Origin of the sequence: Nocardioides psychrotolerans, assembly GCF_900113685.1 — a bacterium.
In the GTDB taxonomy this organism is placed as follows: domain Bacteria; phylum Actinomycetota; class Actinomycetes; order Propionibacteriales; family Nocardioidaceae; genus Nocardioides; species Nocardioides psychrotolerans.
Map to the genome: position 1 here is coordinate 167,407 of NZ_FOQG01000007.1, position 18,027 is coordinate 185,433.

Below are 18,027 nucleotides of genomic sequence, written 5' to 3' on the forward strand. Positions count from 1 at the left end.
TCCCCGACCTGACGGAGGAGCCATGGGCTTCCTGGACGACGCGAAGAAGAAGCTGACCAAGGCCGTTGACCAGCACGGCGACAAGATCGCCTCTGGCATCGACAAGGCCGCCGCGGCCGCCGACAAGAAGACCGGCGGCAAGCACACCGCCAAGATCGCCAAGGCCACCACCAAGGCCAAGGACGGTCTGGACAAGCTCGACAAGAAGAACGACGACCTGACGTGAGCGAGCTGCCCGCCACCGACGACGACCTCACCGGTGAGCCGTTCGAGAAGCCCCCGGGTGAGCACTCCAGCGAGCTGCCCAGCGACAACGACGCGACCGACCCGTCCGGCAAGCAGGCCGAGAACGCCCAGGAAGAGAATGCACAGACCTCCGGGGACCAGCCGTCCCAGTGACGGTGCTCGAGCCCGCCGAGGCGAGGGCGCCCCACGGCCGCTTCGTGGTCGTCCCGGCCTCCTACGTCTACCTGCTGCGCGACGGCGTCGCCGGGCCGGAGGTGCTGCTGCAGCTGCGCCAGGGCACCGACTACATGGACGGCCACTGGGCTGCCGCCGCGGCCGGTCACGTCGAGCGCGGCGAGACGGCCCTCGACGCGGCCAGGCGCGAGGCGCTCGAGGAGATCGGGGTCGCCGGCCTGGCCCTGGAGTTCGTGACGTCGATGCACCGCACGATGCACGCCGACCCGATCGACGAGCGCGTCGACTTCTTCTTCACCGCCCGCTCGTGGACCGGCGAGCCGCGCATCGTGGAGCCGGAGAAGTGCGCCGAGCTGCGCTGGTGCGCTCTCGACGCCCTGCCCGAGCCCGTCGTGCCGCACGAGCGCTTCGTGTTGGACGCGCTGCGGACGGGTACCACCACTTCCTACACCCCCTTCGGCTTCTAGGAGCACGCATGTCCGAGCACGAGAACGAGTCCGATCTCGGCCCCAAGCCCGACGCGCAGATCGAGCCCGGCGAGCCCAACCCCGGCGGCGTCGACGCGACGCCCAACAGCGACGGCGTCGACGGCGAGGCCGCGGACGGCCAGCCGCTGGGCCGCGACGCGGAACCCGAGGACAACCCGGCTGTCGAGGACGCACTGCCCGACGAGGTCAAGGAGGGCGAGGACACCTCCACCGAGGCGACCGAGGCGACCGAGTCGCCCGACGAGGAGAACACCGGTGCTGCCGACGACGCCGACCGGGAGAACCCGGCATGAGCGACGAGCGCCCCATCATCGCTGATGACGACCACGACATCACCGAGTCCGACCAGGACACCACCGGCGACATGGGCGTGAGCAGCGAGCGCGAGGGCCCCACCGGCCCCGGCCAGCACGGCACCACCGGCGTCCGCGACACCAGCCCGGTCGTGGCCGACCCCGACGCCGACCCCGACGCCGAGGTCGCACCCGAGCAGTCTGCCGCCGGCACCGCAGCGGACATCAACCCCGATCCGCCGATCCCGCCCGTCAGCGGCTACAGCAGGTCGGACCCGCGCTCCGAGTGAGCCTCGGCTGACGGCATGCTGAACGGCTGCCTGGTCGCCGGTGAGTCGTGTGGCGCTGGCTCCGACACACGACTGGGGCCCGGCGATCGGCGCCTCGCCGTCCCAGCACGGTCATGTGCCTGACGCAGCACTGGACCGCGCTCTGCGGCACACGACCCGACCGGCGGCCGCCAGCCACGACCAGCCCTCAGCGACAGGCAGTCGCTTCGGGCAGAGGCGCGGGGACGCCGACCGACGGCATGCCGAGGGTGACGCCGGAACCGGCGGGGGCGCCCTGGCGGGCCTCCCACGCGTCACCGGAGCGCGTGCGGCGCACGACGGCGACACTGTCGGCGACCAGGTGGTGGGGCGCGGCGTAGGTGATCTCGACGGTGACGTGGTCGCCCGGCCGCACCGGCTCCGCGGGCGCCGCGAAGTGCACGAGGCGGTTGTCGGGGCCACGGCCGGAGAGCCGCAGGGTGGCGGCGTCCTTGCGGCCCTCGCCCTCGGAGACCATCAGCTCGACCTGGCGACCGACGAGCTTCTGGCTCTCCGACCATGCGATCTCGTTGACCAGCGCGACCAGGCGCTCGTAGCGGTCCTTGACCACGGCGGGTGACACCTGGTCCTCGAGCGTGGCGGCCGGCGTGCCGGGGCGCTTGGAGTACTGGAAGGTGAAGGCCCCCGCGAAGCGGGCCTCGCGCACGACGTCGAGCGTCGCCTGGAAGTCCTCCTCGGTCTCGCCGGGGAAGCCCACGATGATGTCGGTGGTGATCGCGGCGTCGGGCATCGCGGCGCGCACCCGCTCGATGATGCCGAGGTATTTCGTCGACCGGTAGGACCGACGCATGTCCTTGAGCACCTTGTCGGAGCCGGACTGCAGCGGCATGTGCAGCGACGGCATCACGTTGGGCGTCTCGGCCATCGCCTCGATGACGTCGTCGGTGAACTCGGCGGGGTGCGGCGAGGTGAAGCGCACGCGCTCCAGCCCTTCGATCGAGCCGCACGAGCGCAGCAGCCGGGAGAACGCCTGGCGGTCGCCGAACTCCACGCCGTAGGCGTTGACGTTCTGCCCCAGCAGGGTGATCTCGGAGACGCCGTCGGCGACCAGCGCCTCGATCTCGGCGAGGATCTCGCCGGGTCGGCGATCCTTCTCCTTGCCGCGCAGCGCGGGAACGATGCAGAACGTGCAGGTGTTGTTGCAGCCGACCGAGATCGACACCCAGGCCGCGTAGGCCGAGTCGCGCTTGGTCGGCAGCGTCGAGGGGAAGACGTCGAGCGACTCCAGGATCTCGACCTGGGCCTCCTGCTGCACCCGCGCGCGCTCGAGCAGCACGGGCAGCGAGCCGATGTTGTGGGTGCCGAAGACGACGTCGACGTAGGGCGCCTTGGCCGTGATCGTCGCGCGGTCCTTCTGCGCCAGGCAGCCTCCGACGGCGATCTGCATGTCGGGGTTGGCGGCCTTGATGGGCGCCAGGTGCGAGAGGTTGCCGTAGAGCTTGTTGTCGGCGTTCTCCCGGACCGCGCAGGTGTTGAACACCACCACGTCGGCCTGCACGTCGGACGGCGCCGGCACGTAGCCCGCGGTCTCGAGCAGCCCGGTGAGCCGCTCGGAGTCGTGGACGTTCATCTGGCACCCGTAGGTCTTGACCTCGTAGGTGCGTGCGGGACTCTCAGCGGGGGTCTCGGGCAGGGCAGTCATGACTCGGTCAGCGTACGGCGACCGCCGCTGCGGGCCAGCATCCGGTCACCGTGCGCTGGCTAGGCTGCCGAGCATGCGCCTGCTCCTCACCGGTCACGACCTGGCCCGTCTCTCGAGCGAGAACGAGGCCGGTGAGGGGGGCGGCGACATCGACCTGGCGCAGGCCTATCCGTGGCCGGCCGAGGGCCCGTGGACACGCGTCACCATGCTTCGCGCGCTCGATGGCGGCGTCGCCGGCCCGGACGGCCGCAGCCGCTCGATCTCCTCGGACATCGACCGCGAGGTCCTGGGTGAGGTGCGCCGGCTCGCCGACGCCATCGTCGTCGGCGCGACGACGGTCCGCCAGGAGCCCTACGGCCCGCTGAAGGCCGACCCCGAGGCCGCCGAGGAGCGCCGGGCCCTCGGGCTGAGCGAGGCGCCGGTGATGGTGATCGTCAGCGGCAGCCTCGACCTGCCGTGGTCGGAGGACATGTTCGGCCAGTCCTTCCACACCCCCATCGTCGCGACCACCGAGGCGGCGCCCGACGAGGCGATGGAGGAGGCCCGCAAGCACGCGGAGCTCCTCGTCCTGCCCGGCGAGGACCTCAAGGCCGCCGACCTGGTCGCCGCGCTCCACGAACGTGGCCTCCGACGCCTGGTCTGCGAGGGCGGACCGGGTCTCCTCACGGCCTTCGCGGCCGATGACGTCATCGACGAGGTCGACCTGACGGTCGCCCCGCTGATGCCCACGACCGTCATCGAGTCCTCGCCCGGGGGCCTCGACGCGGTTCCCGGCTTCTCGCTGGCCGGGCTGCTGCTGCACGACTCCTTCCTCTTCGCCCGCTACACCCGCGACCACACCCACGACGTCGCAGCCCCGGACGAGGACGGGGAGCCATGGTGATCAGCCTCGCAGCCCTGGCCGAGCTGGCCGAGGCACACCGCGACACCCTCGACCTCCCCGTCGCGCCGGTCGTCCTGGGCGAGAAGGTGATCGACAGCGACTCCACCCCCGTTGTGATGGCCGCGCTGAACCTGTCGCGCGACTCGACCTACCGCGACTCGATCGCGACGACGACCGAGTCGGCTATCCGGCGCGGGCGGATCTTCGCCGCGCAGGGTGCCGACCTGGTCGACATCGGCGCGGAGTCGACCAACGCCACCGCCACCCGCGTCGAGCGCCAGGGCCAGATCGACACCCTGGTGCCGGTGATCAAGGCGCTGGCCGACAGCGGCGTCGTCGTCTCGGCCGAGACTTACCACCCCGACGTCGCTGAGGCCTGCCTCCAGGCCGGCGCCCAGGTCCTCAACTTCACCGGCGCCGCGCACCAGGAGGAGTTCTTCGATCTCGCGGTCGCCTACGACGCCACGGTGATCCTCTGCTCGGTGCTGGGCTCCAACGTGCGCGACGTCGCCGACGTCGAGAGCGAGGCCGACCCCTTCCCCGGCCTCGTCGCCCACTTCACCGACCGCGTCGCCCAGGCCCGCTCGCAGGGCCTCGAGCGGATCATCCTCGACCCCGGCCTCGGCTTCTTCTACGCCAACCTGACCGTGCCGTCCGTGCGCGTCGACTTCCAGACCCGGGTGATCCTCCAGACCTTCCGGCTGCGCTCGCTGGGGCTCCCGGTCTGCCATGCGCTGCCCCACGCGTTCGACCTGTTCCAGGAGCAGTTCCGCGAGGCGGAGCCGATGTTCGCGGTGCTCGCCAAGCTCGGCGGCACCGGCGTCTTCCGCACCCACGAGGTCCCACAGGTGCGTGCCGTCCTGGACGCGCTGCAGTTCCTCCAGGTGCGCTGAGGCAGACCGGCGTACGACGACCCGGGAGGTCACGGCTCGGCATCACCCCAGTCGCGACATAGCCCATTCGGACTATCTACGGCTAGTGTCACCGGCCATGACCATGGTGGAGGGCGAGTCACGCCCAGCGGAGACCGGTGAGCCCCTCGTCGTGCTCGAGGGCGTCAACAAGTGGTTCGGCAAGCTCCACGTCCTCCAGGACATCAACCTCACGATCAAGCGCGGCGAGGTCGTCGTCGTCATCGGCCCGTCGGGCTCGGGCAAGTCGACGCTGTGCAGGGCGATCAACCGCCTGGAGACCATCGACGAGGGTTCCATCACCCTCGACGGCCAGCCGCTGCCCCAGGAGGGCAAGGCGCTGGCCCACCTGCGCGCCGAGGTCGGCATGGTGTTCCAGAGCTTCAACCTCTTCGCGCACAAGTCGATCCTGGAGAACGTCACGCTAGGCCCCATCAAGGTCCGCAAGAAGTCCAGGGCCGAGGCTGAGACCCGCGGCAAGGAGCTCCTCGACCGGGTCGGCATCGGCCACCAGGCCGACAAATATCCCGCCCAGCTCTCCGGCGGCCAGCAGCAGCGGGTCGCGATCGCCCGCGCGCTGGCGATGGACCCCAAGGTGATGCTCTTCGACGAGCCGACCTCCGCGCTGGACCCCGAGATGATCAAGGAGGTCCTCGACGTCATGGTCGACCTCGCCGAGCGCGGGATGACCATGGTCGTCGTGACCCACGAGATGGGCTTCGCCCGCACCGCCGCCGACCGGGTGCTCTTCATGGCCGACGGTCAGGTCGTCGAGGAGAACACCCCCGAGCAGTTCTTCACCAACCCCCAGAGTGATCGGGCCAAGGACTTCCTCGGCAAGATCCTCAAGCACTAAGGAGACATGGATGCGACACATGAGGATCAAGGCTGCCGTGGCCGCTCTCGGGCTGAGCCTCAGCCTGGCCGCCTGCGGTGACGCCGGCAGCGACACCGGGGGTGTCGACGTCGAGGCAGCAGACGTCACCGCCGAGGACTTCGAGTCCGGCTCCGCGATGGCCGAGATCGCCGAGGCCGGCGCGATCACCGTCGGCGTGAAGTACGACCAGCCCGGGCTGGGCTTCCAGGACGCGTCGTCCGACATCCCCACCGGCTTCGACGTCGAGATCGCCAAGCTCCTCGTGGCCGCGCTCGGCATCGACCCCGAGTCCGACTCGGTGACGTGGGAGGAGACCATCTCCGACAACCGCGAGCCCTACCTCGAGGAGGGGCGCGTCGACCTCGTCCTCGCGTCGTACTCGATCACCGACGAGCGCCGCCAGATCGTCGGCCAGACCGGCCCCTACTTCCTCACCGGTCAGCAGGTCCTCGTCGCGGCCGACAGCGACATCACCGGCATCGAGGACCTCGAGGGCGAGACGGTCTGCTCCGTGACCGGCTCGACCTCGCTCGAGAACGTCGAGGCCGCCGGCGCTGTCGGCGCCCCGGCGGAGGCCTACTCGCAGTGCGCAGAGGACGTCCTCAACGGCACCGTCGAGGCGATGTCGACCGACGGCTCGATCCTGCTGGGCCTCGCGGCTCAGAACGAGGGCGAGCTCAAGGTCGTCGGCGAGGAGTTCTCCGAGGAGCGCATCGGCGTCGGCTACAGCCTGGAGTCCCCCGAGATGTGCGAGTTCATCAACGGCGTCCTGCAGGACGCCTACGACGACGGTTCGTGGGCCGAGGCGTTCGAGGCGACCCTCGGGGGAGACGGCGTCGAGACGCCGGAGCCCCCGGCGCTCGACGCCTGCGCCGCCTGATCCGCCGCACCTGACGACGCGAGGGCGGCCGGTCTCCACCGGCCGCCCTCCGCTCGCTCCTGACGAACCCGACTGAGAGGTCCCTGGTGGAAACGGTCCTGGACAACCTGGACGACGTGGGTCTGGCGTTTGCCTACACCGTCCTGCTCTTCGTGATCGCGGGAGTGCTGTCCCTCGTCTTCGGCACGCTGCTCGCGGCCGCACGTGTCGGCCCCATCGCGGTCCTGAGCAAGGCGGCGGCCCTCTACGTCTCCGTGGTCCGCAACACCCCGCTGATCATCGTGTTGATCTTCTTCCGGATCGCCGGGCCCAAGATCGGCCTGAAGTTCAACTTCGTCGACATCACCATCGGTGACGTGCGGCTCAACAACCTGTTCACCGCGTGCGTCATCGGTCTGACCGTCTACACCTCGACCTTCGTGTGCGAGGCTTTGCGCTCCGGCGTCAACGCCGTGCCCCTGGGCCAGGCCGAGGCCGCGCGGGCGATCGGCCTGCCGTTCTCCGGCGTCATGCGTGAGGTGATCCTGCCGCAGGCCTTCCGCGCATCGGTGCCACCGCTGGCCAGTGTCCAGATCGCCCTGCTGAAGAACACCACCGTCGCCGGAGCCCTGGGCGTCTTCGAGGCCTTCGCCCGCATGCGCACCCTGACCAACAAGAACGCCGGCGACCGCATCGAGATCTTCCTGACCTTCGCGCTGCTCTTCGTGATCCTGGTCGAGATCGTCTCCTTCGCCGCCAACCGTCTCGAGCGCCGCTGGAGGGTCGCCTCATGAGCTCTGCCGTCCTGTTCGACGCCCCCGGCCCCAAGACCGTCGCACGCCACCGGATCTACACGGCGGTCGCTGCGCTCGGACTGCTCGCACTGCTCGCCTTCGTGATCTGGAAGCTCTACAGCGAGGAGCAGTTCGCCTACGACAAGTGGGAGCCGTTCATCACGCCCCGCTACCTCACCGCCCTCCTCGAGGGGCTGCTCACGACGCTCCAGATGGCCTTCACGTCCGTCCTGGGGGCCGTTGGTCTCGGTGTCGTCCTGGGCGTGGGCAAGCTCTCGGAGCACGGCTGGGTGCGCTGGCCGGCCTGGGCCGTGGTGGAGTTCTTCCGGGCCGTGCCCGTGCTCCTGCTGATGATCTTCGTCTTCTACTCTTACGGCATCAGCCGTGGTGACAGCGGCGCCTACTGGAGCGTCGTCATCGCGCTCACCCTCTACAACGGCTCCGTGCTCGCCGAGATCTTCCGCGCCGGCGTGCTCGCCGTGCCGAGGGGTCAGGCCGAGGCGGCCTACGCGATCGGCATGCGCAAGACCCAGGTCATGCAGATCGTGCTCCTGCCGCAGGCCGTCAAGATCATGCTGCCCGCCATCATCAGCCAGTGCGTGGTCGCCCTCAAGGACACCAGCCTCGGCTACGCGATCGCTGCTCCCGGCCTGACAGTCGTGGGCACCAGGATCTACACCAACTTCCAGAACCAGGTGCCGACCGTCTTCGTCATCGCGGCGATGTACATCGCAGTCAACTTCCTGCTGACACTGCTGGCGACCTACATCCAGCACCGGCTGGTCGGCGAGAAGAGCCCCCTCGACCTCACTCGTGTCGGCAACATGCAGGGCGGGGAGAACACCGGCGGCGCCGGCGGCCTGGTCTAGGACCTCGGGGTCACCCAGAGCTTGATGACTCCCTCGATGACGACCGTGCCGTCGTCTCGGACGCCCTTGACCCGGACCGGCAGGTCGGGGTCGCCGGAGGTCCACTGCTCGGGGTCGGTCTCGGCGGTGCACGTGATGTCGCTGGTGGCTTTCGCGGTGTAGGCGATGTCCATGCCCTTGGGGATCCAGCGCTTGTCCGCCGGGATCGTGGCCTCGGCCAGCGCCCCCATCGCGGCCTCGAGGCCGTTGCACAGCGCAATCGCGTGGACCGTCTTGAGGTGGTTGTGGACGCCGCGGCGCTTGGGGATGACCAGCTCGGCGTAGTCGGGGCGGATCTCGACGAAGCGCGGCCGGATGGTGGCGAAGTAGGGCGCCATCTGGCTGAACGCGAAGGAGAACACGCGCTTGCCGACCAACGGGCCGACGACGGGCAGGGTGGTGGACTTCTGCCACAGGGTGAGGACCTGACTCATGGCCAGCACGTTACCAGTCAGTAACTTCGATCCGGTCAGGACGCTTGCTGACACGCGTCAAATCCCCTGCTAGCGTCCGCCCACGTGACGACCATCACCCAGGAGTTCCCCGAGCTCGCGTGCTACGGCCTGGCCGGGCACAGCGCCAGCCCCGCCGACCTGCTCGACGAGGTGCGACTCGCCGAGCGGCTCGGCCTCGGGTCGGTCTTCCTCTCCGAGCGCTTCAACGTCAAGGACGCGGCCGTCCTCGCGGGCGCTGCCGTGGCGGTGTCGACCTCGATCGGGATCGCGACCGCCGCCACCAACCACAACACCCGCCACCCGCTGGTCACCGCCACCATGGCCACGACGCTGCACCGGATGAGCGGCGGTCGCTACGCGCTCGGGCTGGGCCGAGGCTTCAGCCTGCTCTTCGACGTGATGGGCGTCCCCCGGATCACCGGAGCGCAGATGGAGGACGCGATCGGGATCTACCGACGCCTCTGGCACGGCGAGGCGTTCGGGCACGACGGCCCCGCCGGTAGCTATCCGTTCCTCAGCCAGGACAGCAGCTTCGACGAGGACATCCCGGTGCTGATGATGGCGATCGGCGAGAAGTCACTCGAGCTCGCCGGGCAGGTCGCCGACGGCGTCGTCCTCCACACCTTCCTCAGCGACGAGACCCTCGCGCGCTCGGTCCGCACCATCCGCGACGCCGCGGCCGCTGCCGGCCGTGACCCTGCCGCCGTACGGATCTGGGCGGTGCTCGCCGTCGTCGAGGAGTCCGTCCCCGAGGAGCTCGCCCTGCGCAAGCTGGTCGGGCGGCTCGCGACCTACCTGCAGGGCTACGGCGAGGTGCTGGTGCGGGCCAACGGCTGGGACCTCGCCGACCTGAAGCGCTTCAAGGAGGACCCGCTCGTGCAGGGGTACGCCGGCGCGTTCGACGCCGTGGGCACGACCGAGCAGCTCACCTACCTCCGCGACGAGGTGCTGCCCGGCGCCTGGACCGCAGCTTCGGCCACCGGGTCCGCGGCCGACTGCGCGCAGCGGATCGTCGACCAGCTGAACGCGGGAGCCGACAGCGTGGTGCTGCACGGCGCGACGCCGACCGAGCTGGCTCCGGTCCTGGAGGCCTACCGCACCGTCCGACCGGACCTGCCGAACCTGCCGGTCAACCCGGGACACGTGCGATGAGCGCGCCGATCGTCACCGACGTCTCGGGCCTCACCGCCGCCTGGGTCTCCGAAGCCCTCGGAGCAGAGGTGACCGAGGTGGTCGCCGAGCAGGTCGGGACCGGACAGATCGGCACCTGCTACCGCCTGCGCCTGACGGGCCAGGGTGTCCCCACCTCCGTGCTGGTGAAGCTGCCCGCCGCCGAACAGGGCTCGCGCGACCTGCTCGCCGGCGCCTACCGCGGCGAGCTGATCTTCTACGCCGACATCGCCCCGACCGTCCGGGTGCGGGTCCCGACGTGCCACTTCGCCGCGATCGCGCCCGACTCCGGCGACTTCACCCTCGTCATGGAGGATCTCGCCCCGGCCGAGCAGGGCGACCAGATCGCCGGCTGCACCGTCGACCAGGCGCGCGAAGCCGTGGTCAACCTCGCCGGGCTGCACGGCCCCCGCTGGAGCGACCCGACGCTGGAGGACTTCGACCACCTGGCCCTGAGCGGGCCCGAGGACGCCGCGATGCTGGCCGAGCTCGCCGGCCCCACGACCGAGCTGTTCATCGACGGGCTCGCCGACCTGCTCGCGGCCGAGGACGTCGAGACGCTGCGCGCGTGCGTGCCGGTCATCGAGGCCTGGACCCTGGCCCGGCCGGAGCGGTTCGCGCTGGTGCACGGCGACTACCGGCTCGACAACCTGATGTTCGCGCCCGCGGAGGTTTCCCCGGGGGCACGCGACGTCCCCGCCGTCGTGGCGGTCGACTGGCAGACCCTGTCGCTCGGGCTGCCGGCCCGCGACCTGGCCTACTTCGTCGGCACCTCGCTCGACCCCGCGGTGCGGGCCTCGAGCGAGCGCGACCTGGTGGCGGCCTACCACGCCGCCCTCACGTCGTACGGCGTGAGCGGGCACAGCCTCGAGGAGTGCTGGGACGACTACCGCTTCGCGATGGTCCAGGGGCCGCTGGTCGCAACGTTCGGCTGCGCCTACGGCACCCGCAGCGAGCGGGGCGACCGGATGTTCGCGACGATGGTGGCGCGCTCCTGCGCCGCGATCAGGGAGCTGGGGACGCTCGACCTGGTCTGACGCACGCAGTCACGCCAACGACAAGAAGAGCTTCTCCAGCTGGTCCATGCGCTCGGCCGGCAGCTGCTCGCCGAGCTCGCTCGCGCGGCGCCACTCGGAGGCGATCATCGCGAAGCCGGCCCGGTCGAGCGCGTTGGACACCGCCTTGAGCTGGTGGAGGACCGCGTCGACGTCACGCGCTTCGTCGATCATGCGCAGCACCCCGCCCAGCTGTCCTTGAGCGCGCTTGATCCGGTTGACGACGGCGACGAGCTCGGCCGACTGAGTCTCCACTGCACTCCTGCTCGACGTGCGGCCTCCGCGGACCCGGATGAGGGCTGCGGAGGTCCCCATGCGGACCCCCTGGCACACCGGACGGGTGCGCCAGGGTGGACAACCGAGCAGGTCAGGCGCTGGTTATGCAGGTCTAGACACGCGGCCCCAAAATCTCGATTCGGTTCCCGTGGCCGTCGCGGGTGTGCAGCCGGTCGTGGCCCGGGAAGGTGTCGCGCTGGCTCAGGTCGAGCTCGAATCCAGCCAGCGTGAGGCGCGAGGCGACCGCCCGGAAGTGCGCCGGGCTGTCGAGCACCAACGCCGGGTGCGCCTTGCCGGCGGGGACGAAGGGGTCTTCGACACCGACGTGGATCTCCGCGGTGACGGCTCCGTGCTCGTCGTGGGCGCGGAACCACGCGCCGCCACGGGCGCGCAGGTCGTCGGGCTTGTCGACCTCGGTCATCTCCAGGACCTCGCCGTAGAACGTCCGGGCCACCTCCTCGCCCCCCGGCGGGCAGGCGACCTGGACGTGATGGAGCCTCATGCCGGCGCCTGCGCGACCACGAAGACGCGTCGGAAGGGCAGCACGACCCGGCCGGCTCGCGTCGGGTAGGCCGCGCGGAGCCGCTGCTTGAAGTCCCGCTCGAAGTCGGTGCGCAGGTCGGGGGGCAGCGCCTCGAGGGTCGGTCGCGCCCCGGTGCCGGAGACCCAGGTGAAGACCGGGTCGTCGCCGGTGAGGACATGGAGATAGGTCGTCTCCCACGCATCGACGTCACAGCCGAGCACGCTGAGCGCCCCGAGGTAGACGGCCGCGTCGTGGCTCGCGGGAGAGGCGATGCCGCGCGTGTGCTCGTCGTACGGCGGCAGGTCGGCGAGCTCGGCCCGCAGCGTGTGGCTGGGCTGGTCGAAGTTGGCGGGGACCTGGAAGGCGAGCCAGCCGCCGGGGCGCACGGCGCGCAGCAGCGTCGGCAGCAGCTCCAGGTGCCCGGGGACCCACTGGAGCGTGGCGTTGGAGACCAGGACGTCGACGCTGCCGGGCTCCGGAGTCCACTCGCGCAGGTCCGCGACCTCGAAGGCTGCCCGCGGCTCGGTCGACCGCGCCGCTGCGATCATCTCGGGGCTGGAGTCCAGGCCGCTGACGACGGCCCGCGGCCAGCGCTCGACCAGCAGACGCGTCAGGTTGCCCGGCCCGCAGCCGAGGTCGACGACCACCGCGGGGGCTGCGGCGGCGACGCGCGAGAGGAGGTCGACGAACGGCCGGCCACGCTCGTCGGCGTAGGTGAGGTAGCGCTGCGGATCCCAGCTGTGCGGCATGGTCACTCTCCCGAATTGTCTTGACATCAAGATAACTTCACCATCGAAATCTCTCGATGTCAAGATTCTCGATCAAGTCCGCTACGCTGCTGTCATGCGGGACGAGGTGGATGAGCTGGTGGAGGCGTGGGCGCGCGAGCGTGCCGACCTGGACCTCGAGCCCGTGGCCGTCTTCAGCCGGATCACCCGCCTCGCCCGCCACCTCGACCTGGCCCGCCGCGCGGCCTTCACCGCCCACGGCATCGAGTCCTGGGAGTTCGACGTGCTGGCCGCTCTGCGCCGCGCCGGCGCGCCCTACGAGCTCTCGCCGGGACGGCTGCTGCGCGAGACCCTCGTGACCAGCGGCACCATGACCAACCGCGTCGACCGGTTGGCAGCCCGCGGCTTCGTCGAGCGCTACCCCGACCCCGAGGACCGCCGCGGGGTCATCGTCCGACTCACCCGCGAGGGCAAGACCGCCGTCGACGCGGCGTTCGAGGCGCTGCTGGTCGCCGAGCAGGCGCTGCTCGCCGACCTGCCCGCGCGCGAGCAGAAGAAGCTGGCCGCGCTGCTGCGCACGCTGCTGGCCCCCTACGCGTGAGGCCTCAGCTCAGCACCTCGGCCGCTTGGAGCCACTCGACCTCGACCGCGTCACGCTCGGCGCTGACGGTGGTCAGCTCCGCGCTCAGCCCGGCCAGCAAGTCGTAGTCGTGGGCGTGCTCGGCGATCTGCTGGGTCAGCTCCGTCTCCCGCTTGGTGAGGCGGGCCAGCTGCTTGTCCAGGCGCGCCATCGTCTTGCGCGCCGTGCGCTCCTCGGCGCTCCCGCTCTTGGGCCGTGAGCCCTCGTCAGCCGCCGGAGCGGCAGCAGGTGCAGCCGGCACAGCAGCGGCAGCTGAGGCGGCCGCGAGGGACGCCGTACGACGCTCGAGGTATTCGTCCACGCCGCGCGGCAGCATGGAGATCTGCCCGTCGCCGAGGAGCGCCCACACGGAGTCGGTGACCCGCTCGAGGAAGTAGCGGTCGTGGGAGACCACGATCAGCGTGCCCGGCCAGCTGTCGAGGAAGTCCTCGAGGACGTTGAGAGTGTCGATGTCGAGGTCGTTGGTGGGCTCGTCGAGCAGCAGCACGTTGGGCTCCTCGAGCAGCAGCATCAGCAGCTGGAAGCGGCGGCGCTCCCCACCCGAGAGCTCGCCGATCCGAGCGGTCAGCTTGTCGCCGGTGAAGCCGAAGCGCTCCAGCATCGAGGTGGCGCTGATCTCGCCGCTGTCGGTCTTCACGACCCGGCGGAACGACTCGACCATCGGCAGCACCCGACCGTCGGGATCGAGGTCGTCGAGCTGCTGGGTCAGGTGCCTCATCGCGATCGTCCGACCGTGCTTCACCGTGCCCGCTGAGGGCTCGAGGTCACCCGCGAGCAGGGAGAGCACCGAGGTCTTGCCGGCGCCGTTCACGCCGACCAGGCCGACCCGGTCGCCCGGGCCGAGCCGCCAGGTGGCGTGGGTGAGCAGGGAGCGTTCGCCGCGCTTGAGATCCACGTCCTCGACGTCGATCACCTGCTTGCCGAGCCGCTGGGTGGCGAATTTCTGCAGCTCCAGGCGGTCGCGGGGCGGAGGGACGTCCTCGATCAGGGCGTTGGCCGCCTCGATGCGGAACTTCGGCTTGGCGGTCCGGGCGGGTGCGCCGCGGCGCAGCCAGGCGAGCTCCTTCGTGGCGAGGTTCTGCCGCCGGGCCTCGGAGGCCGAGGCCTGGCGGGTGCGCTCGGCCTTGGCGAGCACGAACGCGGCGTACCCGCCCTCGTAGGCGTCCACCACACCGTCGTGGACCTCCCAGGTCCACTGGCAGACCTCGTCGAGGAACCACCGGTCGTGGGTCACGACCACCATCGCGGAGGCCCGCTTCACCAGGTGGTCGGCCAGCCAGGCGACCGCCTCGACGTCGAGGTGGTTGGTCGGCTCGTCGAGCACGATCAGGTCGTGGTCGCCGAGCAGCAGCGCGGCCAGCGAGCAGCGACGGCGCTCACCACCGGAGAGCCCGACCACGGGACGGTCGAGGGAGACACCGGCGAGCAGCACCTCCACGACCTCACGCGTGCGGTAGTCCGCAGCCCACTCGTGGTCGTCCATGCCGCCCAGCACGGCCTCGCGGACGCTGTGGGTGTCGACCAGCTCGTCACCCTGGTGCAGGTAGCCGACGTGCAGGCCACGGGTCATCGAGACCCGACCGGAGTCCGGCTCCTCCAACCCGGTCATGACCTCGAGCAGCGTGGTCTTGCCGTCGCCGTTGCGGCCGACGATGCCGATCCGCTCGCCGACGGCGATCCCGAGGGACACGTCGGTGAGCAGCGGACGGACCCCGTAGGACTTGGAGACGCGTTCGAGGTTGAGCAGGTTAGCCATGAAGGTTCTCCACGAGGTGGGCGCCGGCGACGGCACCGTTGGCGACCAGGACGACGGTGCGCCCGTGGCGCATCAGCGCCCCGGCCAGGTCGCGTGCATGGTCGGAGGACTCGCACAGGAAAGCGCACGTCGGTCCCGAGCCACTGATGATCCCGCGCAGGGCGCCCTCGGACTCTCCCCGCTCGAGCAGCACCCCGAGGTCGGGACGCAGGTCGAGGGCAGGCTCCTGGAGGTCGTTGCGCAGCAACCGCGCCAGGCGCACCGGGTCACCCGATGCGACGGCGTCGAGCAGCTCGTCGGCCGGGGGCGGCACGGCCGGGGCATCGGGGAAGAGCTTGTCGAAGTGCCGGTAGACGTCCGGCGTCGCGAGCCCGTCACGGCTGGGCACGAGCACCCACCACCAGGTGCCGCCGTCGGGCAGCGGTGTGACGAGCTCGCCGCGTCCGGTCCCGAGGGCAGTGCCGCCGATGAGCGCGAACGGCACGTCGCTCCCGAGCTCGGCGGCCAGGGTCAGGAGGTCGTCGTCCGAGGTGCGCGCGTCCCAGAGCCGGTCGAGCGCCACCAGCGCCGCGGCCGCGTCGGCCGAACCACCGGCAAGTCCCCCGGCGACCGGGATGGCCTTGTCGACGTCGATGTGCCCGCGCACGGGAACGCCGTGGTGGGCCGCCAGGAGCGTGGCTGCCCTGGCGACGATGTTGTCGTCGTCGACGGGGACGGCGCCCGGGTCGATGTAGTCGGCGACCCTCAGCCGCAGGTCCCAGGGGGCGTCCTGCTCGCCCGGCAGGGTCGCGGTGAGGTCATCGCACAGGCCGACGGCCTGGTAGACGGTCGTCAGGGGGTGGAAGCCGTCGTCACGTGGGGCCCCCACCCCGAGGTGGAGGTTGATCTTCGCTGCAGATCGGACGGTGATGTTGACCGAGGTCCGGACGGGGATGCTCACGCGTGCAGGACCTCCGCGATCCGGGCGAACTGCTCGATGGTGAGGCTCTCGCCCCGGGCCAGGGGGTCGATGCCCGCGTGTTCCAGCGCGGCAGCGGCAGCCTCGGCCGATCCGGCCAGGTCGCGCAGGGCACCGCGCAGGACCTTGCGCCGGTGTGCGAAGGCCAGGTCGACGACGGCGAAGACCTGCTCGCGGGTGGCCGCGGTGACCGGCCGCTCGCGCCGGGTCCAGGCGACCAGCCCCGAGTCGACGTTGGGCGCCGGCCAGAAGACGTTGCGTCCGACGGCACCCGCGCGACGTACGTCGGCGTACCAGGCGGCCTTGACGGACGGGACGCCGTAGACCTTGGAGCCGGGCGAGGCGGCGAGCCGGTCGGCGACCTCGGCCTGCACCATCACCAGGCCGCGCTCCAGCGAGGGCAGCAGCATCAGCAGGTGGAGCAGGACCGGGACCGAGACGTTGTAGGGCAGGTTGGCCACCAGGGCCGTCGGTGCGGGTCCGGGCAGCACGGTGATGCGCATGGCGTCACCGAGCACGACCTCGAAGCGGTCCGCCTGCTCGGGGGCGTGGGACGCCACCGTCTCGGGCAGCAGACCGGCGAGCTTGTCGTCGATCTCGATGGCGATGACGCGCTGGGCGACCTCGAGGAGGGCCAGGGTCAGCGACCCCAGCCCGGGGCCGACCTCGACGACGACGTCGTCACCGGTGATCGCCGACTCACGCACGATACGGCGGCAGGTGTTGGCGTCGATCACGAAGTTCTGTCCGCGCTGCTTGGTCGGTCGCAGGTCGAGCCTGGCCGCCAGCTGACGCACGTCCGCCGCCCCGAGGAGTCTCGGGGCGGCGGAGGAGGTCATGCAGGAGAGGTTAGTGCTCAGGTCGGCAGACCCAACGAGGCGGCACAGCCCGGCCATGATCCGTAGCCCCCGGTGGCGTCACGCAGGCGCGTCGCCACGGCGATCTGGGTCTCGCGGCTGTTCTCGCTCGGGAGTCCCGTCCCGCCGTAGGCCTGCCACGTGCCGAGGTTGAACTGCAGGCCGCCGTAGTAGCCGTTGCCGGTGTTGATGGCCCAGTTGCCGCCGGACTCGCAGCCAGCGAGGGAGTCCCAGACGGTGGTGCCGGTGGCGTAGGCCTCCACGACCGGCGCGGTGCCGATCTCGACGACCTCGTCGACGGGTGCCCTGAGGACCTCCTGGCGCACGACCTTGCGCACGGTCAGCTCGCCGTTGCGGAAGACCAGGCGGTAGGTGACGTTGCGCAGACCGTCGCGGCCGCTGCGCACGACGCTTGTCTCGCCCTCGGTCATGGAGTCGTCCTCGCGCTCGACCGTGCCGAAGCCGATCCGCTCGCCCTGGATGGTCTTGCGGACCACGCGGACGTTGGTGAAGACGATCCGGTCACCGTCCTCGACGACCGACGCCGGACCCGGCACGGTCTCGTCGGTGCGGTGCAGGACGACGCCCATCTCGGCCAGCGCCTCCTCGACGGTCAGCGCGACCACCGTCTTCTTGACGGACTTCTCCGGCCCGAGCTTGAAGGTGAGGTTCTTGGGGGTGACGACCTCGAGCTCGAGGCCGTCCCGACTGATCGGTGCGCCACGGCTCGTGGACAGGTCGGCGTCACGGAGCGTGAGGCCGATCTGACCGAGCGCGGAGGCGACGTCGGTCGCGGTCACCCAGTGCGTCGTCTCGACACCGTCGACGCTCAGGTCGACCGGTCGGGCGTACTTGATGGTGATCTTCGAGCCGTCGGTGACGACCTCGTCGAGGTCGGGGGCGACGACGTCGCGCTCGCCGACCTCGATGCCCTCCTCCGCGAGGAGCTCACCGACGGTGTCCGCCGTGGAAGTGACCTCCTGCGTGCGGCCGTCGACCGACATGGTCACGGTGGTCCCCATCGCTGCGTAGCCGTAGGTGGTGCCGGCGACGGCGATGGCGGCCACGCCCACGAGGGCGGCCAGGGCCCGCTTGCTGCGGACCAGTCTTGCTAGCTTCGAGTGCTCATTGCTGGGCACGATTCTCCGAACGTCGTCCTACCCGGTCCTCGGGTGCCAGCGTGCCGCGCGGTGAAGCTGTCGCGG

General features: G+C 70.7%; 23 protein-coding genes. 14 read left to right on the plus strand and 9 right to left on the minus strand.

What is annotated here, in order from left to right; genetic code table 11:
* Positions 1-22 precede the first annotated feature (22 nt).
* Genes BM204_RS10750 through BM204_RS10765 form a run of 5 tightly spaced genes read left to right on the plus strand, consistent with a single transcriptional unit; the run spans position 23 to position 1,491 of the window.
* On the plus strand, positions 23-226 hold the full coding sequence (locus BM204_RS10750; RefSeq protein ID WP_091112983.1) for an Rv0909 family putative TA system antitoxin: 204 nt from the start codon (positions 23-25) through the stop codon (positions 224-226).
* Entirely contained in the window at positions 223-399 is a 177-nt protein-coding gene (locus BM204_RS22655; RefSeq protein ID WP_170259104.1) for a hypothetical protein, read from the plus strand. The genes BM204_RS10750 and BM204_RS22655 overlap by 4 nt, the downstream gene beginning before the upstream one ends.
* Positions 396-887, plus strand: a complete 492-nt coding sequence (locus tag BM204_RS10755; protein ID WP_091112985.1) for an NUDIX hydrolase — start codon at positions 396-398, stop codon at positions 885-887. Before BM204_RS22655 ends, BM204_RS10755 begins: the two co-directional genes overlap by 4 nt.
* Positions 888-895: 8 nt before the next feature.
* The gene (locus BM204_RS10760) at positions 896-1,201 is read left to right on the plus strand and encodes a hypothetical protein (RefSeq protein WP_091112987.1); all 306 of its coding nucleotides are present in this window, start codon (positions 896-898) and stop codon (positions 1,199-1,201) included.
* A complete protein-coding gene (locus BM204_RS10765) occupies positions 1,198-1,491 on the plus strand; it encodes a hypothetical protein (RefSeq protein ID WP_091112989.1) in 294 nt (97 codons plus the stop codon). Before BM204_RS10760 ends, BM204_RS10765 begins: the two co-directional genes overlap by 4 nt.
* Before the next feature lie 187 nt (positions 1,492-1,678).
* On the opposite strand, the gene miaB is transcribed toward BM204_RS10765, so the two are convergent.
* Positions 1,679-3,172, minus strand: a complete 1,494-nt coding sequence (gene miaB, locus BM204_RS10770; RefSeq protein ID WP_091112991.1) for a tRNA (N6-isopentenyl adenosine(37)-C2)-methylthiotransferase MiaB — start codon at positions 3,170-3,172, stop codon at positions 1,679-1,681.
* Between the two features lie 73 nt (positions 3,173-3,245).
* Between miaB and BM204_RS10775 the strand changes: the two genes are divergently transcribed.
* The 6 genes from BM204_RS10775 to BM204_RS10800 all read left to right on the plus strand — a co-directional run bounded on the left by BM204_RS10775 (position 3,246) and on the right by BM204_RS10800 (position 8,365).
* Entirely contained in the window at positions 3,246-4,055 is an 810-nt protein-coding gene (locus BM204_RS10775) for a dihydrofolate reductase family protein (protein ID WP_170259103.1), read from the plus strand.
* Positions 4,049-4,948 carry a dihydropteroate synthase gene (locus tag BM204_RS10780; RefSeq protein WP_091112995.1) on the plus strand — a complete coding sequence of 300 codons (900 nt, stop codon included), beginning with the start codon at positions 4,049-4,051 and terminating at the stop codon, positions 4,946-4,948. Before BM204_RS10775 ends, BM204_RS10780 begins: the two co-directional genes overlap by 7 nt.
* A 103-nt stretch (positions 4,949-5,051) precedes the next feature.
* Positions 5,052-5,822 (plus strand): amino acid ABC transporter ATP-binding protein, encoded by a 771-nt coding sequence (locus BM204_RS10785; protein WP_246166162.1) that lies wholly within the window; start codon positions 5,052-5,054, stop codon positions 5,820-5,822.
* 10 nt (positions 5,823-5,832) lie between these two features.
* Positions 5,833-6,723: a glutamate ABC transporter substrate-binding protein gene (locus BM204_RS10790; protein ID WP_091113000.1), complete on the plus strand. Its 891-nt coding sequence runs from the start codon at positions 5,833-5,835 to the stop codon at positions 6,721-6,723.
* 86 nt (positions 6,724-6,809) lie between these two features.
* Positions 6,810-7,496, plus strand: a complete 687-nt coding sequence (locus BM204_RS10795) for an amino acid ABC transporter permease (protein ID WP_218031166.1) — start codon at positions 6,810-6,812, stop codon at positions 7,494-7,496.
* Complete coding sequence (locus BM204_RS10800; protein WP_091113005.1) at positions 7,493-8,365, plus strand: amino acid ABC transporter permease; 873 nt, start codon at positions 7,493-7,495, stop codon at positions 8,363-8,365. The genes BM204_RS10795 and BM204_RS10800 overlap by 4 nt, the downstream gene beginning before the upstream one ends.
* On the opposite strand, the gene BM204_RS10805 is transcribed toward BM204_RS10800, so the two are convergent.
* Complete coding sequence (locus BM204_RS10805) at positions 8,362-8,838, minus strand: hotdog fold domain-containing protein (protein WP_091113006.1); 477 nt, start codon at positions 8,836-8,838, stop codon at positions 8,362-8,364. The two genes, BM204_RS10800 and BM204_RS10805, sit on opposite strands and share 4 nt — an antisense overlap.
* A gap of 84 nt (positions 8,839-8,922) precedes the next feature.
* Here BM204_RS10805 and BM204_RS10810 point away from each other — a divergent pair, with 84 nt between their 5' ends.
* Together BM204_RS10810 and BM204_RS10815 are read left to right on the plus strand one after the other, a co-directional pair.
* Entirely contained in the window at positions 8,923-10,011 is a 1,089-nt protein-coding gene (locus BM204_RS10810; RefSeq protein ID WP_091113009.1) for a TIGR03857 family LLM class F420-dependent oxidoreductase, read from the plus strand.
* Positions 10,008-11,066, plus strand: a complete 1,059-nt coding sequence (locus tag BM204_RS10815) for a phosphotransferase family protein (protein ID WP_091113011.1) — start codon at positions 10,008-10,010, stop codon at positions 11,064-11,066. The genes BM204_RS10810 and BM204_RS10815 overlap by 4 nt, the downstream gene beginning before the upstream one ends.
* Before the next feature lie 9 nt (positions 11,067-11,075).
* Here BM204_RS10815 and BM204_RS10820 read toward each other — a convergent pair whose 3' ends face one another.
* The 3 genes from BM204_RS10820 to BM204_RS10830 all read right to left on the minus strand — a co-directional run bounded on the left by BM204_RS10820 (position 11,076) and on the right by BM204_RS10830 (position 12,632).
* The gene (locus BM204_RS10820) at positions 11,076-11,339 is read right to left on the minus strand and encodes a metal-sensitive transcriptional regulator (protein ID WP_246166123.1); all 264 of its coding nucleotides are present in this window, start codon (positions 11,337-11,339) and stop codon (positions 11,076-11,078) included.
* A 133-nt stretch (positions 11,340-11,472) separates the two neighbouring features.
* A complete protein-coding gene (locus BM204_RS10825) occupies positions 11,473-11,862 on the minus strand; it encodes a VOC family protein (protein ID WP_091113016.1) in 390 nt (129 codons plus the stop codon).
* Complete coding sequence (locus tag BM204_RS10830) at positions 11,859-12,632, minus strand: methyltransferase domain-containing protein (RefSeq protein ID WP_091113200.1); 774 nt, start codon at positions 12,630-12,632, stop codon at positions 11,859-11,861. Before BM204_RS10830 ends, BM204_RS10825 begins: the two co-directional genes overlap by 4 nt.
* A gap of 94 nt (positions 12,633-12,726) precedes the next feature.
* On the opposite strand from BM204_RS10830, the gene BM204_RS10835 reads away from it, so the two are divergent.
* Positions 12,727-13,212 (plus strand): MarR family winged helix-turn-helix transcriptional regulator, encoded by a 486-nt coding sequence (locus BM204_RS10835; RefSeq protein ID WP_091113017.1) that lies wholly within the window; start codon positions 12,727-12,729, stop codon positions 13,210-13,212.
* 4 nt (positions 13,213-13,216) lie between these two features.
* Here BM204_RS10835 and BM204_RS10840 read toward each other — a convergent pair whose 3' ends face one another.
* Genes BM204_RS10840 through BM204_RS23440 form a run of 4 tightly spaced genes read right to left on the minus strand, consistent with a single transcriptional unit; the run spans position 13,217 to position 17,961 of the window.
* A complete protein-coding gene (locus BM204_RS10840; RefSeq protein WP_091113020.1) occupies positions 13,217-15,007 on the minus strand; it encodes an ABC-F family ATP-binding cassette domain-containing protein in 1,791 nt (596 codons plus the stop codon).
* Positions 15,000-15,947: a 4-(cytidine 5'-diphospho)-2-C-methyl-D-erythritol kinase gene (locus BM204_RS10845; RefSeq protein ID WP_246166121.1), complete on the minus strand. Its 948-nt coding sequence runs from the start codon at positions 15,945-15,947 to the stop codon at positions 15,000-15,002. Before BM204_RS10845 ends, BM204_RS10840 begins: the two co-directional genes overlap by 8 nt.
* Positions 15,944-16,804 (minus strand): 16S rRNA (adenine(1518)-N(6)/adenine(1519)-N(6))-dimethyltransferase RsmA, encoded by an 861-nt coding sequence (rsmA, locus tag BM204_RS10850; RefSeq protein WP_174812995.1) that lies wholly within the window; start codon positions 16,802-16,804, stop codon positions 15,944-15,946. The genes BM204_RS10845 and rsmA overlap by 4 nt, the downstream gene beginning before the upstream one ends.
* A 17-nt stretch (positions 16,805-16,821) precedes the next feature.
* Complete coding sequence (locus BM204_RS23440; protein ID WP_281290189.1) at positions 16,822-17,961, minus strand: resuscitation-promoting factor; 1,140 nt, start codon at positions 17,959-17,961, stop codon at positions 16,822-16,824.
* Between the last annotated feature and the right edge of the window lie 66 nt (positions 17,962-18,027).